The 15,322-nt window shown below is 66.2% G+C and carries 16 protein-coding genes; 9 read left to right on the top strand and 7 right to left on the bottom strand.

The annotated features are described in order from the left end of the window. Positions 1–80 precede the first annotated feature (80 nt). From DEA8626_RS06300 to DEA8626_RS06275, 6 genes are all read left to right on the top strand, one after another. Complete coding sequence (locus tag DEA8626_RS06300; RefSeq protein ID WP_108852161.1) at positions 81–956, top strand: ATPase; 876 nt, start codon at positions 81–83, stop codon at positions 954–956. Positions 957–976: 20 nt separating this feature from the next. Continuing rightward, complete coding sequence (gene metA / locus DEA8626_RS06295) at positions 977–1,894, top strand: homoserine O-acetyltransferase MetA (RefSeq protein ID WP_108852160.1); 918 nt, start codon at positions 977–979, stop codon at positions 1,892–1,894. Further along, positions 1,878–2,822: an alpha/beta fold hydrolase gene (locus tag DEA8626_RS06290; protein ID WP_108852159.1), complete on the top strand. Its 945-nt coding sequence runs from the start codon at positions 1,878–1,880 to the stop codon at positions 2,820–2,822. Before metA ends, DEA8626_RS06290 begins: the two co-directional genes overlap by 17 nt. 45 nt (positions 2,823–2,867) lie before the next feature. After that, entirely contained in the window at positions 2,868–3,767 is a 900-nt protein-coding gene (gene ppk2 / locus DEA8626_RS06285; RefSeq protein WP_108852158.1) for a polyphosphate kinase 2, read from the top strand. Further along, positions 3,760–4,377 (top strand): TetR/AcrR family transcriptional regulator, encoded by a 618-nt coding sequence (locus tag DEA8626_RS06280; RefSeq protein ID WP_108852157.1) that lies wholly within the window; start codon positions 3,760–3,762, stop codon positions 4,375–4,377. Before ppk2 ends, DEA8626_RS06280 begins: the two co-directional genes overlap by 8 nt. An 84-nt stretch (positions 4,378–4,461) precedes the next feature. After that, positions 4,462–5,682, top strand: a complete 1,221-nt coding sequence (locus tag DEA8626_RS06275; RefSeq protein WP_108852156.1) for an MFS transporter — start codon at positions 4,462–4,464, stop codon at positions 5,680–5,682. Positions 5,683–5,764: 82 nt separating this feature from the next. Here the strand turns inward: DEA8626_RS06275 and DEA8626_RS06270 are convergent, their stop codons facing one another. The 4 genes from DEA8626_RS06270 to cysS form a co-directional block, all read right to left on the bottom strand. Next, complete coding sequence (locus DEA8626_RS06270) at positions 5,765–6,535, bottom strand: squalene/phytoene synthase family protein (RefSeq protein WP_108852155.1); 771 nt, start codon at positions 6,533–6,535, stop codon at positions 5,765–5,767. Beyond that, positions 6,532–7,239, bottom strand: a complete 708-nt coding sequence (locus DEA8626_RS06265; protein WP_108852154.1) for a class I SAM-dependent methyltransferase — start codon at positions 7,237–7,239, stop codon at positions 6,532–6,534. The genes DEA8626_RS06270 and DEA8626_RS06265 overlap by 4 nt, the downstream gene beginning before the upstream one ends. Beyond that, the gene (gene cimA, locus DEA8626_RS06260; protein WP_108852153.1) at positions 7,236–8,858 is read right to left on the bottom strand and encodes a citramalate synthase; all 1,623 of its coding nucleotides are present in this window, start codon (positions 8,856–8,858) and stop codon (positions 7,236–7,238) included. The genes DEA8626_RS06265 and cimA overlap by 4 nt, the downstream gene beginning before the upstream one ends. 307 nt (positions 8,859–9,165) lie before the next feature. Further along, complete coding sequence (gene cysS / locus DEA8626_RS06255) at positions 9,166–10,632, bottom strand: cysteine--tRNA ligase (protein WP_108852152.1); 1,467 nt, start codon at positions 10,630–10,632, stop codon at positions 9,166–9,168. A 209-nt stretch (positions 10,633–10,841) separates the two neighbouring features. Here cysS and DEA8626_RS06250 point away from each other — a divergent pair, with 209 nt between their 5' ends. Next, complete coding sequence (locus DEA8626_RS06250) at positions 10,842–11,186, top strand: MmcQ/YjbR family DNA-binding protein (RefSeq protein ID WP_108852151.1); 345 nt, start codon at positions 10,842–10,844, stop codon at positions 11,184–11,186. 19 nt (positions 11,187–11,205) lie between these two features. On the opposite strand, the gene DEA8626_RS21010 is transcribed toward DEA8626_RS06250, so the two are convergent. Continuing rightward, positions 11,206–11,823 (bottom strand): DUF6778 family protein, encoded by a 618-nt coding sequence (locus DEA8626_RS21010; RefSeq protein WP_181366371.1) that lies wholly within the window; start codon positions 11,821–11,823, stop codon positions 11,206–11,208. Positions 11,824–12,054: 231 nt separating this feature from the next. On the opposite strand from DEA8626_RS21010, the gene DEA8626_RS21005 reads away from it, so the two are divergent. Then, positions 12,055–12,960 carry a TPM domain-containing protein gene (locus DEA8626_RS21005; protein ID WP_219929168.1) on the top strand — a complete coding sequence of 302 codons (906 nt, stop codon included), beginning with the start codon at positions 12,055–12,057 and terminating at the stop codon, positions 12,958–12,960. 19 nt (positions 12,961–12,979) lie between these two features. Here the strand turns inward: DEA8626_RS21005 and DEA8626_RS06240 are convergent, their stop codons facing one another. Beyond that, positions 12,980–13,585, bottom strand: coding sequence for an outer membrane protein (locus tag DEA8626_RS06240; protein WP_108852149.1), 606 nt, complete (start codon positions 13,583–13,585; stop codon positions 12,980–12,982). Between the two features lie 281 nt (positions 13,586–13,866). On the opposite strand from DEA8626_RS06240, the gene DEA8626_RS20810 reads away from it, so the two are divergent. Next, on the top strand, positions 13,867–14,727 hold the full coding sequence (locus DEA8626_RS20810) for a DUF6639 family protein (protein WP_146188838.1): 861 nt from the start codon (positions 13,867–13,869) through the stop codon (positions 14,725–14,727). On the opposite strand, the gene DEA8626_RS06235 is transcribed toward DEA8626_RS20810, so the two are convergent. Next, positions 14,649–15,248 carry an outer membrane protein gene (locus tag DEA8626_RS06235; RefSeq protein WP_108852148.1) on the bottom strand — a complete coding sequence of 200 codons (600 nt, stop codon included), beginning with the start codon at positions 15,246–15,248 and terminating at the stop codon, positions 14,649–14,651. The genes DEA8626_RS20810 and DEA8626_RS06235 overlap by 79 nt on opposite strands. Positions 15,249–15,322 lie beyond the last annotated feature (74 nt).

Here is a 15,322-nt window from a genome sequence, read left to right as displayed (position 1 = left end):
CTCGGTTCCGGAAGAATCTGCGTGAACTTTCTGTCACGTCCGGCTAGGAGCGTTGGACGGAAAGCAGAAAGACCACGGCGATGATCTATCGGACGGCAGAGGACTGGCGCGAGGCGAAGCGCAAGCGCGTTCTTCTCTTCGGCATGTCGGGGCTGGGCAAGACCCACGTCTCGAACCTTCTGCGTGCCTCGCGCGAGTGGTTCCACTACTCGATCGACTACCGGATCGGCACCCGCTACATGGGCGAACACATCGCCGACAACTTCAAGCGCGAAGCAATGAAGATCCCCTTTCTGCGCGATCTTCTGATGACGGATTCCGTCCGCATCACCTCGAACATCACGTTTGACAACCTCGCGCCGCTCTCGGCCTATCTCGGCAAGCCGGGTAACCCGACGAAGGGTGGGCTGCCCTTCGCCGAATACATGACGCGGCAAGATCAGCACCGGCAAGCCGAGATCGCGTCTCTTTTGGACACCGGCCACTTCATTGACCGGGCCCACGATCTTTACGGCTATGACCACTTCATCTGCGATTCATCGGGATCGATCTGCGAGGTTGTGGACCCCGACGACGCGAACGATCCGATCCTGACCGCGCTGTCCAACACCGTTCTGATGGTCTGGATCGAAGGCTCGGACGCCCATACGGAAGAGCTGATCCGCCGCGCCCGAGTGTCGCCGAAACCGATGTACTACGAGCCCGATTTCCTGCGCGGAATGTGGCGCGACTATCTCAAGGAAAACAACGTGGAAGAAGTTGACGTTGACCCGGATTCTTTCGCACGCTGGGCGTTTGCGCGCGCCCTCGCACACAGGCAGCCGCTCTATGCGGAAATGGCGCAGAACTGGGGCCTGACAGTCACCGCGGACGACGTCGCCCAAATCCGCACGCCAGCCGATTTCGACACGCTCATCGCTGCCGCCCTCGCGGCGCGGGGTCGACAGACCAGATAAGACGCCGGAAGGACGACCGCATGCCCATCACCCTGCCAGAATCTCTGCCCGCCTTTGGAGTGCTGTCGGAGGAAGGCGTGATGGTGATGTCTCCGGATCGGGCCGCGCATCAGGACATCCGGCCGCTCAGGATCGGGCTCCTCAACCTGATGCCCAAGAAAATCCAGACAGAGAACCAGTTCGCCCGGCTGATCGGCGCGACGCCGTTGCAGATCGACTTCCAGCTCATCCGCATGACGTCGCACAAGACGCGCAATACCGCCGCGGCGCACATGGCGCAGTTCTACCGCCCCTTCCAGGAGGTCAAGCGCGAGAAATTCGACGGGCTCATCATCACCGGTGCGCCGATCGAGCATCTTGAATTCGAGGACGTCACCTACTGGAACGAGATGCGCGAGGTCATGGACTGGACCCAGACCCATGTTCACTCGACCTTCGGCGTCTGCTGGGGCGGCATGGCGATGATCCACCATTTCCACGGAATCCGGAAGCACATGCTGACCGCCAAGGCGTTCGGATGCTTCCGCCACCAGAACCTCGCTCCGGCCTCGCCCTACCTGCGCGGCTTCTCGGACGATTTCGTCATCCCGGTCAGCCGCTGGACCGAGATGAAACAGGGAGAGATCGACGCCGCGCCGGGATTACGGACGCTCCTCGGCTCGGACGAGGTCGGACCCTGCCTGATCGAGGACAAGAGCCACCGCGCGCTCTACATCTTCAACCATTTCGAATACGACTCCGGCACGCTGAAGGAGGAGTACGACCGCGACGTCGCGAACGGCACACCGATCAACGTGCCCCTGAACTACTATCCCGACGACGACCCGTCCAAGCCGCCGCTCAACCGCTGGCGCAGCCACGCCCATCTGCTCTACGGCAACTGGATCAACGACATCTATCAAACGACGCCGTTCGAGATCGATGAGATCGGCCGTTAGCCTCCTTCTCCTCCTCGCCGCCTTCGCCGCCCTGACCTTGTGGCGCGCGGGCGCGCGGGAGGCGCAGGCGGAAGCCGCCTATCCACCCGAAGGTGAGTTCGTGACCGTTGAAGGGGTGCGCCTGCACGCGGTCGTGGCGGGCGACGGCCCCGATCTCGTTCTGATCCACGGCGCGTCCGCCTCTGTCCGCGACTTCACCTTCGCGCTGATGCCGAAGCTCGCGGAACGCTACCGCGTGATCGCGGTGGACCGGCCCGGCCATGGCTGGTCCGAGCCCGCGCCGGGCGGCGAGAGCATCCATGAGCAGGCCCGACTGATCCGCGCCGCGGCGGCGGAACTCGGGGCGGACCGGCCCATCGTTCTCGGCCACAGCTACGGCGGCGCGGTCGCGCTCGCCTGGGCCGTGGACGCGCCGGGGACACTGGCGGCGCTCGTCACGGTCTCCGCGCCCTCGCATCGCTGGGGCACGCCGCTGCCGCGGCTCTACCGGATCACTGGGCACCCGGTCCTTGGGGCGATCACGCGGCCCTTGCTGACCGCCTGGCTTCCCGACCGCGTCGTCACGAGCGCGCTCGAGAGTGCCTTCGCGCCACAGGCCATGCCCGAGGGCTATGGCGCGCATTTCGGCCCGCGCATGTCCCTGCGGCGCGGGACGCTGCGCGAGAATGCCCGTCAACGCGGCATTCTCAAGGACGAACTCACGCGGCTCAGCGTCCGCTACCCGGAGATCGGCGTTCCGGTCGAACAGATCCACGGCGATGCCGATACCACGGTCTCTCTCTCGATCCATGCCGAGGCGCTCGCCCGCGACGTGCCCGGCGCGCACCTGACCCGCCTGCCCGGCATTGGCCACGCGCCGCATCAGGTCGCTATCCCGGCTGTCGCCGCCGCCGTCGACCGGGCCGCCGCGCGCGCCGGATTGCGCTGATCCCGCCAATCGCGATACTGAACCAAACCCGACGAGGAGCCGGCCATGGCGAAAAACGACGCGGAGGACCGCCCGACCGACATTCCCTTCGTCGGCGACATCACCGGCTATCTCGAAAACCAGGCGCCAAAGGATATCCGCGAGGCGATCCGGAAGGGTGACAAGGACGACATCCTGTCCGGCACCTACCCCTACGACCGCGAGATGAAGGGCAAGGACTACGACCGGCAGATGAAGGCGCTTCAGGTCGAGCTTGTGAAGATGCTCCATGACCTGCGGGAGACGGGCAATCGCCTCTGCGTCATCTTTGAGGGCCGCGACGCTGCCGGCAAAGGCGGCTCGATCGAGCGGATGCGCGAGAATCTCAACCCGCGCGCGGCCTATATTGTGGCGCTCCCGAAGCCGACGGAACGAGAGGCGACCCAGTGGTACTTCCAGCGCTACGTCGATTGGCTGCCGGCGGCCGGCGAGATCGCGATGTTCGACCGGTCGTGGTACAACCGCGGCGTTGTGGAACATGTCTTCGGATTCTGCACGCCCGGGCAGCGCGAACTGTTCTTCCGTCAGCTTCCCGAATTCGAGAACATGATCGTCGATGAGGGGATCACGCTGGTGAAGCTCTGGCTGAACGTCGGCCGGGCCGAACAACTCCGCCGTTTTCTCAAGCGCGAAGGCGATCCCCTGAAGCAATGGAAGCTGAGCTGGATCGACGTCGAGGGGCTGAAGAAATGGGACGCCTACACCGAGGCGATCCGCGAAACGCTGAGCCGCAGCCATTCCGATCACGCGCCCTGGACCGTGATCCGCGCCGACGACAAGGCCCGCGCCCGCATCGCGGCGATTCAGACCGTCCTCGACGCTATGGATTACGCAGGCAAATCCGGCAAGGCGATCGGGAAGGTCGATCCACTCATCTGCGGCGGGCCCGGGATATTGGATGCCTAAGCAAGGCTATCACCACGGCAACCTGCGCGAGGCGCTGATCGACGCGGCGCTGATGCTGATCGAGAAACAGGGGCCGCAGGGCTTCACGCTTTCCGATGCGGCGAAGTCGGCGGGCGTTACCCCGGCCGCCGTCTACCGCCACTTCGCCGGGCGCGACGACATCATCGCCGAGATCGCGCGGCGCGGGTTCGAGATCTTCGCCGACCTGATGGATCATGCCTACAAAAGGGGCCAACCCTCCGCCCTTGCCGCCTTCGAGGCGACGGGCCGCGCCTACCTGGCCTTCGCGCGGAAGTTCCCAGGCTACTACATGGCGATGTTCGAAAGCGGCATTTCTCTGAATGCCAACCCCGATCTCGCCCGCGCTTCCGAACGCGCGCGGCTCGTCTTCACACGTGCCGCCGAGGCCTTGTCGCAACATATTCCGGTCGAGAAACGCCCGCCCGCCTCAATGTTCTCGGCCCATATCTGGGCGATGAGCCACGGTGTCGTGGAGCTTTTCACGCGCGGAGCGCCGGGCGCCCGCGCGCCTTTCCCGCCCGAGGAGCTTCTGGAAACCGGAATCGGAATCTATCTGCGCGGCCTCGGCCTCGTGCCGCCGGACGAGTGAGCGGGCCGTCGCGCCGACGTCCGGATTGTACCCGTGACAACGAAGCTCTTGCCCAACCTCGCCGGGCCGGACTAGGCAGGCGGCATGGAAGTCACTGCTCCCCTTCCAGACTACTCGCACCGCGCCCGACGCAATGTCGTGGTGCTCATCCTCGCGCAGGCCATTCTCGGCGCGCAGATGCCGATGATCTTCGTCGTCGGCGGACTTGCGGGGCAGATGTTGGCGCCCAATCCGTGCCTCGCCACGCTGCCGATCTCGATGATCGTTCTGGGTTCGATGCTGACGGCGACGCCCCTGTCGTCGATGATGGCGCGCTTCGGCCGCCGCGCCGGATTCTGGATCGGGACGACCGGCGGGGCGGTCGGCGCTGCGGTCGGGGCGCTCGGCCTTTATCACGGATCCTTCGCACTCTTTCTTATCGGATCACTCCTGACCGGGATCTACATGTCCGCGCAGGGCTTTTACCGCTTCGCCGCCGCCGATACGGCCTCCGACACGTTCCGGCCCAAGGCGATATCCTGGGTCATGGCGGGCGGGCTCGCCTCGGCGATCATCGGGCCGCAGCTGGTCAAGGTGACGGCCGACGCGCTGCCGGTCACCTTCCTGGGCACCTACGTCACCGTGATCGTCGTAAATGCCGCAGGCGCGTTTCTGTTCCTCTTTCTCGACATCCCGCTTCCGCGGCGCCTCGCCGAAGGTGAAAGCGCGGGCCGCAGCCGGGGAGAGATGCTGCGCGACCCGACGATCCTTGTCGCCATCATCTGCGCATTGGTGAGTTACGCGCTCATGAACCTCGTCATGACCTCAACGCCTTTGGCCGTCGTCGGCTGCGGGTTCGACAAGGGCAATGCCGCCGATGTGGTCTCGGCGCACGTCCTCGCGATGTTCATCCCATCGTTCTTCACGGGTCATCTCATCAACCGTTTCGGCGCGCCGAGGATCATGGGCACGGGACTGGTCATACTCGCCGGCGCCGGGGCAGTAGCGCTGTCAGGCGTCGCGCTCGAGCAGTTCTTCCTGGCGCTCATCCTGCTCGGGATCGGCTGGAACTTCGGCTTCATTGGCGCGACCACACTTCTCTCCTCGGCTCATGCGCCCGAGGAGAGGGGCCGCCTTCAGGGGCTCAACGACTTCGTCGTCTTCGGCGGCGTCACGGTCGCGTCGCTCGCCTCGGGCGGGCTGATGAACTGCTCGGGCACGAGCGTCATCGCCGGCTGGCAGGCGGTCAACATCGCGATGCTGCCGTTCCTCGTCCTGGCGGGCGGCTCGCTCGTCTGGCTCATCCTCCGGCCGCGCGTGGAGTGACGCGCGCAAGGGGGCGCTGCCCCCGTCGTCGCATTTGCGCCGACTCCCCCGAGGTACTTGGGAACAGAAGAAAGACTGACGTTCAGATGCGTCCCGTAAGAGCGCGGACGAGAAGCGCTGTGCGTCGGGCGAAGAAGGAGGGTCCGAGCGCGGCTTTCGCAACGAGACCGGGGTCGCGTGCGGCGCGGGCGAGGATCGCAGCGGCGGTGGCGCCCGTCCAGAGGGCGGGCCGCGCGGCGCGCGGGATGCCGGCGGTGCGGGCGCGGGCGATACGGGCGCGGCCCTCCTCGGCGAGCCGGGCGAGGCTCTCGGGCTGGCCATCGGTGAAGGGGATGCGGCCGCGCGCCTCAAGCTCTGGCGCGGCGCGGAGATAGGCCGCGAGCCCCGCGCCCCAGGCGAAGTCGCGAATCGCAGGCTCGGCCGTCTCGGTCGCGCCGAGGCTACGGGCGGCGGCCCACATGAGATTTCCGGACGTGGCGTCGATATAGCTGTCAAAGGCGGCGCGGTCCTCGAACGGCTCGCGCCAGCAATCCCAGCGCCGGGCCTCGGCGAGGCCGGTCAGCAGACCCGCCAACCCGGGATCGCGGGCCATAAGCGGCGCCAGCGCCTCGGCCACCGGATGGCCCGGTGGTTCGCTACCTGCCGCCAGGTCGCGGATCGCATCGATCCACCATTGAAGCCGCATCTCCGCCACCATCGGCTCGGCCGAGGCCCAGGGCGCGCGGGCGATTTCCAGATTTGCCGCGTAGAGCGGCCAAAGCGCATCGCGCACCGCGACGGGTGCCGCCATCGTCGCGGCGAAGCGCTCTGGATCGCCGCGCTCCACCAGTTCCGCGCAGGCCCGGGCGCTCATGCCGGCTCCGTCACAGCCAGAAGATAGGCGACCTCATCGGGGGCTGCGCGCCAGAGCGCGATCTCGCGCTCCGCCGCGTCGAGCACTTGGGCGAGCGCGCCCGATGCTCCCGGCCGGAGGCGCTCGATCCGCGCTTCCATCGGCAGGTAATAGTCGGCCCAAGGCTGCCCGGTCAGCGTGCGCGTCGCGACGGCCCGGTATTCCGCTTCCTCTACCCGCCGGGCGATGCTCGCCGCCCCGCCGACGCCGGGATAGTCGGCCCAGAAGGCACGCGCGGCTTCGGAGGGCGGGTCGGTCACGAAGACCGGTTCGGAGAAGGCGACCTTGCCGCCGGGCGCCAGCGCCCGCCGCCAGAGCGGCAGCGCGGTCTCGATGCCGAGGAAGTAGAGCGCGCCCGCGCACCAGATGAGATCGGCGGGGCCGGTCAGCTCGCGCATGTCACCCTCGCGCACGCTGACCCGCCCGCCGAACCGGGCCACACGAGTCCGCGCCTCGGCGACGAAATGCGTGGTCCGGTCCACCGCCTCGATCCGCGCCTCGGGCAGTTCCTCGGCCAAGGTCACGGTGTCCGCCCCCGGACCGCAGGCGGCGTCGATCACCCGCGCCGGCCGGCCGACGATCGAGAGCGCCCAGCGGACGTCCTCCGCCGTTCCCGGCCCCTCACGCGGGAGATCGCGGTGGAGCGTGAAGAACGCCTGCGTCACGCCGGCGCCGCCCCGTCGTGGACGAGCTTCCAGGTGATCGCGTCCAAAAGCGCCTCGAAGCTCGCATCGACGATGTTGGGGCTGACACCGACCGTGGACCAGCGGTGGCCTTCGCCATCCTCGCTGTCGATGATGACGCGGGTCACGGCCTCGGTCCCCCCTTGCGTGATCCGCACCTTGAAATCGACGAGCTTCATGTCGTCGATATTGGCCTGGTAGGGCCCGAGATCCTTCGCCAGCGCCTTCGAGAGCGCGTTGACCGGACCCCGGTCCGAGCCTGCCTCATCCATGCTCTCGGATACCGACAGCATCTTCTCGCCGCCGATCTTCACGACGACGACGGCCTCGGACATCGTCACCATCCGGTCGCGCCGGTTCTTCCGCCGCTCGACCGTCACGCGGTAGCGCTTGACCTCGAAGAAGTCGGGGAGAAGCCCGAGCTCCCGCCGCGCGAGGAGCTCGAAGGAGGCTTGCGCGCCGTCATAGGCATAGCCCATATCCTCGCGCGCCTTGATCGTCTCGAGGATGCGGGCGAGGCGGGCGTCCTTCGCCGGAACCTTGATCCCCGCCGCGGCGAGCCGCGCGCGCAGGTTCGACTGGCCGGCCTGGTTCGACATCGGGATCACACGCTCGTTCCCCACGATGCCGGGATCGATGTGCTCGTAGGTCGTGGGGTCCTTCAGGATCGCGCTCGCATGCAGTCCCGCCTTGTGGGCGAAGGCCGAGGCGCCGACATACGGCGCGCTGCGCAACGGCACCCGGTTCAGGATGTCGTCGAGCAGACGGGACGCTCGGGTCAGGCCCTTGAGCGCGGCACGCGTGACGCCGGTCTCGTAGCGGCTCGCATAGGGCTCCTTCAGGAGAAGGGTCGGGATGAGCGAGGTCAGGTTCGCGTTGCCGCAGCGCTCGCCGAGCCCGTTCAGCGTGCCCTGGATCTGCCGCGCCCCGGCATCCACGGCGGCAAGCGACGCGGCGACGGCGTTCTCGGTGTCGTTGTGGGTGTGGATGCCGAGCCGGTCGCCGGGGATGCCAGCGGCGATCACCTCCTCGGTGATCCGGCCCACATCCGCTGGCAGCGTGCCGCCATTGGTGTCGCAGAGCACGATCCAGCGCGCGCCGGCGTCGTACGCGGCCTTGAGGCAGACGAGCGCGTAGGCGGGGTCGGCCCTCCAGCCGTCGAAGAAATGCTCGGCGTCGAAGAGCGTCTCGCGGCCCTTCGCGACGCAGTGGGCGATCGAGGCGGCAATGTTTTCCACGTTCTCCTCGAGGGTTATCCCGAGCGCGGCCGTGACGTGGAAATCGTAGGTCTTGCCGACGAGACAGACGGCGGGGGTCCCTGCGTTCAGGACGGCGGCGAGGACGTCGTCGTTCTCGGCCGAGCGGCCCGCCCGCTTGGTCATGCCGAAGGCCGTGAATGTGGCCTTCGTATCGGGGCGGCTGTCGAAGAAGTCGCTGTCGGTCGGGTTGGCGCCGGGCCAGCCGCCCTCGATATGGTCGATCCCGAGGGCGTCAAGGGCCGCCGCGATCTGGCGCTTCTCGGCGACCGAGAACTGCACCCCTTGGGTCTGCTGGCCGTCGCGGAGGGTGGTGTCGTAGAGGTAGAGGCGGTCCAATTTCATGAGGTGCCTCCGGGTGTGAAACCACTCGGGATTTCACGCGTGAAATCCGAGGTTATTCGTTGATTCAAAACGATTTTTCGATTTCCGTTAACCGGATCGAAAGGGTTTTGCGCGCGACAAAGGCCCGGTTCGCCCGCGAACCGGGCAGCGCCCGACCCGCCCTGCTGTGCATTCAGCACTCTTCTTCTCCCACCCGGATCGCCTGCGACCCGGTTCGCCCCCGACCCGCCCCCCAGGGCGAGGGCGAAATCGCCCCCACCCTCGGGCCGGGGGCGAACCTCTGTTGCGTGCGATGCGGTCAGGAGGCTCATTTCAGGGCCACCAGCTTTGCAGGATCGAAGTCGGGCGCGAGTTCCCACTCTGCCCCTTTCGGCGTGTCCTTCACAATCACACCAGCCTCGGCGAAAACGTCTCGGAGCGCGTCGGCGCGGGCAAAGTCCTTATTCCTGCGAGCCTCCGAACGCTGGGCGATCAAGGAATCTATTTCTGCCTTCACTGCAGCGTCAATGACAATGCCTCGGCCTCGGGCACGGACATTTCCCACCTCGACGCCTCCTGTTCCGACAATGACCTCACTCGACCAATTCCAATTGTCCAGTTCATTGGTGAGCAAACCCATTAACCCCGCCGACGCCTTCAAACCCTCCGCATCCCCCGCACCCGCTAACGCATGCAATTCGGCAATCGCGCTCGCCGTGTTGAGGTCGTCGGCGAGCGCGGCGATGACGGAGGGCGCGGGGCTCGGCGCGGGCTCGATGTCCGCGGCGAGCCCACGCCACTTCCGAAGCGTCGCCTCGGCCTGCTTCACCTTCTCCTCCGTCCAATCCATCGGTTTGCCGTAATGCGTCTGGAGATAGACGAACCGGATCACCTCCCCCGGGATGCCCTGATCCAGCAAATCACGCACGGTGAAGAAGTTGCCCAGGGACTTGGACATCTTCTTGCCCTCGACCTGGAGCATCTCGTTGTGCATCCAGACCTTCGCGAAGTCTCCCTCCGGGTGGCTGCACATCGACTGGGCGATTTCGTTCTCGTGGTGCGGGAACTGGAGGTCGATGCCGCCGCCGTGGATGTCGAAACTCTCGCCCAGAAGCTCGTGCGCCATCGCCGAGCACTCGATGTGCCAGCCGGGGCGGCCCCGGCCCCAGGGCGAGGCCCAGCCCGGCAGGTCGTCGGTCGAGGGCTTCCAGAGGACGAAGTCCATCGGGTCTTCCTTGAAGGGTGCCACCTCGACCCGCGCGCCCGCGATCATGTCGTCGACCGAGCGGCCCGAGAGCTTGCCGTAGTTCTCGTAGGACCGGACGCGGAAGAGGACGTGGCCCTCCTTTTCGTAGGCGTGGCCCTTCTTGATCAGGTCCTCGATCATCGCGATCATCTGGCCGATATATTCGGTCGCGCGCGGCTCTTCCGTCGGATCGAGATTGCCGAGAGCGGCCATGTCGGCGTGATACCAGCCGATCGTCTCGTCGGTACGCTCGTGGATCAGGTCTTCCAGCGAACGCGGGTCGCCCGCATCCTTGCGGCGCTGCGCCTCGGCGTTGATCTTGTCGTCGACGTCGGTGAAGTTGCGGACATAGGTCACGTGATCTACCCCGTAGACGTGCCGCAGAAGCCGGAACAAGACGTCGAAGACGATCACGGGGCGGGCATTGCCGATATGGGCGCGGTCATAGACCGTCGGCCCGCAGACATACATCCGCACATTCTTGGGATCGATGGGCTCGAAGACCTCCTTAGCCCGGGTCTTCGTGTTGGTGAGCCTGATGGTCGTCATGGCCAATTTCCCTCGCGCACGCATCCCGGCGGCGGGCTTAGCAGTCTTCAAATGGGTTGGAAACAGAAGAACGGCCCGCCTGACTTGTGTCAGCCGGTAATGCAGATGATGCAGATGTTGCCGTTCGTGTTCATGAAACGCGTTTTAGCGCAAACCGCCTGACCTGCCAAGGCTTTCCAGCGCGCGGGCCGCGTGGCATCCTGCCCGCTATGAGCCGCGATCTGGTCAATTCGATCTGTGCAGCCCTGCCCGGCGCCGAGGTGTCCGACCCGTGGGGCGGCGGGCACGACGCCTGGAAGGTCGGCGGCAAGATGTTCGCCTGCATCGGCGCGGTCATGCCGGGCGTCTCGGTCAAGACCGACAGCGTCGAGACCGCGGAGATGCTGATCGACGCCGGCGTCGGGGTGAAGGCGCCGTACTTCCACCGCTCCTGGGTGAACCTTCCGTTCGAGAGCGACGAGGCGGAGCTTCGCCACCGCATCGAAAGCTCCTACCGGCTGGTACGGGCGGGCCTGCCGAAGAAGGTCCGGGCGGTCCTGCCCCCCGGTCCCTGACGGCAGCCCTCCGCTCGTATCAGCCGCCGATGCGGGTGAACTCGACCCGCGGATCGGGGCCGAGGCTCAGCCAGCCGGCGATGACGCGGCGCACGTGGGCGGTGATATGGGATTTCTGGCTGGCGCCGCGCGCCCGCGCCTCGAGCATCTTGATGCCCGACAGGGCCGGCAGCGACGCCTCGATCATGTCGGGACCGGCGAGCACCCTGCCCGTGCGAGCATCTACAGCCCGGAGGACGAATTCGATGTCGTGCACGCCGGCACGCTGAAGGCGCTGTTCGGCTTCGAAGGTCAAGGCGTGGAACCGCGAAACGGTCAGTTCCAGCCGCACGGGCGTTCCGCCCTTCAGCCCTGCCGCGCCCTGTCGCGTGGCGTCGGTGAGGATCGTCGCGACCTGCGCCCGGCGGTCGCCCGGCGGGTCTTCGCGCCAGACGATGTCGGCATTGGGCAGAAGCGTCCGCGCCTCGGACACGCTCAGCGTCTCGGGGACCGTGACCGAGACCCCGGCCAGGCGCCAGCCCGCCGATTGCTCGGCCGGAACCGGAGCCGAGTAGCTGGTCCGGAAATCGGCGCAGGCCGCCAGCGCCAGTGCGGCCGACAGAATGCCGAGCCTCGTCAGAACTTTCACGATGCGCATGTCACACCATCCTTCCTTCTGCCGGACGATTCGCGTGTTCGGCGCGGTCTTTTTCGCCTTCATACCGACAATAATGTGGCAACGTCGGATATCCCTTGGGTAAATTTCGCTATAGCCCGATTTCCGGGCCGCTCTGATGACAGGCTGCAACAGCACACGACCCGGTGCGACATCTTGCGCGTGACCTTGCCAAGCCGCGAGGGCCATGGCTTTCCCGGACCCCGAGGAGGGATGACAGTGACACGCTTCGCGATGATCCGAGCGATCGGGACGATCCGCCTGGGCTTTCTGATGGCCTTTTTCTGGCTCGCGGCCCCTATGACAGCGCAGGCCAAGCCCTACCCCGAGCCACGCGATCTTTACGTCAACGACTTCGCCGGGGTCATAGCTGGAGACACCGAGACGCGCCTTGCCGCGACGCTGGCCGCGCTATTCGACGAGACGGGCGTCGAGATGACGGTTGTGACGCTTCGGAGCCGCGCGGAGTTCGACGACGCACCATCTACGGAGGGGTTCGCGACGGAGTTGTTCAATGCCTGGGGCGTGGGCGATGCCGGCCGCAATGACGGCATCCTCGTCCTGCTTCTGACCGATGACCGGGAAACCCGGATCGTGCTCGGGTCTGCCTATCACCAGGGCTTCGACGTGGCCGCGCAGGATATCGTGAGCCGCTGGATGGTGCCCGCCTTCCGCGAGGGCCGCCATGGCGAGGGCATTACTGCCGGGGTGGCCGAGACCGCCGAGCGCATCGCCCGGCGCCACGCAGCGTCGCTGCCGCCCGCAGCGGTCCCGGAGGCAGAAAGGGGCTTCGCCGACCGGTTCGGCGGCTGGATATTCGCGGCAGTCTTCTCCGCGATTGTCGCGCTCGGCTTATTCGAGCGAAGGCTGCGCGATGCGTTCTACCGCCTGAGACGCTGCCCGCAATGCGGCGCACGCGGCCTGCACCGGCACCGGGATGCGCCCGAGAACAAAGGCACGCGGGAGGGCCGGATCGGCCGGCTCACCGTCACCTGCGACAACTGCGACTACCGGGACGAGCGGGAATACCGGGTCTCGCCGCGCCGCCGCACCGGCGGATCGCGCGGCTCCTTCGGGGGTGGCCGGTCGTCGGGCGGCGGGGCGAGCGGACGCTGGTGACCGCGCCCGCGCGCACCGCTCAGAACCGGAACCCGACATTGACCGACGCGGTCGTGGCCGTGAGATCGGTGGTACTTCCGCCAAACTTGTTGAACTGGTTGGTCAGGATCTCCGCCCCGATCGTCCATTGCGGGTCGATCGCGTAATCCGCGCCGACGCCCGCGAACCAGCCGGTATCGGTGCTACTCCTGCCGCCGAGCCGCGCCTTTGCCCGGGCCGGTCCGGCCGTCGCGTAGACCAACACCTTGCCGAGATCAGCGCCGGCTCTGAGCTTGAGCCGCGTGATCGACTTGAGCTTGTCGGAACCGCCCGAAAGCTTGATGTCCGCAATGTCGTGGTCGACGCCCACACCCAGAACCCAGCCTTCCATTTCCCAGTCGTAGCCGGCCCGCAGACCGTAAAGCACGCCGTTGTCCTTGACGCTCCCTGCCTTGACCCTCCCGTATCCGACAGCCGCCCCGACATAGCCACCCGTCCAATCATAGTCGGACCCGATGAGCGACAGCTGCTGCACGGCGGAGGTTTCCTGCAATGCGACCGGCGCCTGCGGTCCGTCCGCTTGAACCGGCAATGCAAAAGACACGGCGACCAGGACGGCTGGCCCAAATTTCATGAAGCGATGCATTCCGATCTCCTGTTCCGATCCAGACAGCCTCGCTCCCGGCAGTGCGCGGCGCGGGGCTTGCCGGGAATGGTTGCAGGATGGGTGCCGAGGGCCTATCCGACGAACATGGGTCGGCTAGAATACGCTCAGCCCGCGACGACCGCGCAGCCGCGTATGGCATTCGTCATACGCTGACGGGGAGATCGCGCATTGGAATGAAAGACGTGGTTTTACCGGTCGCGTCCTTTTGATTGTTTCCGCAGTCGCGTAGCGCCTCCCCGGCGATCGGAGATACGCCAATCGTGCGTGAGTGCATTACTTCTCGCATATCCCTGTCGACCGACAACACAACCGACGCGCAGTCGGCCTGCAACGCGGCGGCGTCGGCAGATGCGGGCCTCTGTTCACTCGGCCTGGATATCGAGCACGCAATCCGCATGGAGATGACGGCGAATCTGGACGTCGCTCCGGGAACCTGTTCGGCGCCTTACAGCTCTCAGAAGAGAAAGCTGCAAATCCTTCCAACCGACTGCCTTGAGGAGCAGCCTGATCTTGCGACGGCTTTCCCTGAGATGAGCGCCAAGTTTCTGTTCGATAGTCTAATCGTTCATAAGCTTGCGCATGCCTTCCTGGATCAGGCAGCCGCAGACCGCTTCTTGACCACCATCGCGCATGAGTACCTGGCCCACGCAATTCAGCTTGATGCGTTTCCAGAAAGGGACCGGGCGCACATGATCGCGAAGGCCGATGTCCAGGAACCGATCAAGCTGGCGCAGACCAACGACGCTGTCCTGAAGCTATCACCACTCAGATTTGCAGCGATGTCCTGGTTTCATTTCAGGCACGAAGGTCGTGATTCCTCGCTCGTGCAACGCGCTGTTGATGGCAAAGTGATATTCGACAGCCTGCGCGAGCGACTGTTTTCTTTCCGGACCCGTATTCACGGCAATCGGAAGCGGCGCTCATTGCCTTCGGCGCGCCCGAAAGCGGACTCTCGGCGAGGACCATTCGGGGATGCCGCAGCCCTACCGCCACGTCGGGCGCAGACGATGGCGCGGGGGGCCGCGGGCCCCCCGCCGCTCGATCAGAAGCGGAAGCTCGCGTTGACCGACGCGGTCGTGGCGTCTACGTCGATACCGGATCCATCGAAATCGTCGAACTGATGGGTCAGGATCTCGCCGCCCACTGTCCAGCGCTGATTCAGCATGTAGTCCGCGCCGATCCCGGCGAACCAGCCGTTGTCGGAGCGGCTCACACCGCCGATCTCGGCCTCCGCCCGTGCGGCACCGGCCGTCGCATAGAGAAGCGTCTGACCAAGATCCGCGCCCACGCGAAGTTTCAGCCGTGCGACCGATTCCAGGTTGTCCGGCCCGCCGCCCAAGTCGATGTCGGCGAAGTCGTAGTCGACGCCTGCGCCCAGGACCCAGCCGCCGAAATCCCAGTCATAGCCGCCGCGCACGCCGTAAAGCACGCCGTCGCCGTCCAGGCCGGGGGCCGACACGTCGCCGTAGCCGATCTGCGCACCGACATAGCCGCCGGTCCAGTCCGTGCTGGGGGCGACCGGAATAACCGGCGCGGCGACAATGGGCTCGGGCGCCGGTTCGCCCAGGCCGGCGGCGAATGCCGGGGCCGCCGTGGAACCGGCAAGCGCGGCAGCAAAGGCGGCTTTTGTCAGGGTGTTCATAATGTTCTCCAACTCTGCTCCAAGTTTTCGGCGCACCCTACTGGATTGACACGCCGGTCCCCTGACACGTAGGC

It is taken from the genome of Defluviimonas aquaemixtae, assembly GCF_900302475.1.
Taxonomy (GTDB): Bacteria; Pseudomonadota; Alphaproteobacteria; order Rhodobacterales; family Rhodobacteraceae; genus Albidovulum; species Albidovulum aquaemixtae.
This window is presented reverse-complemented; position numbering and strand designations above follow the sequence as displayed.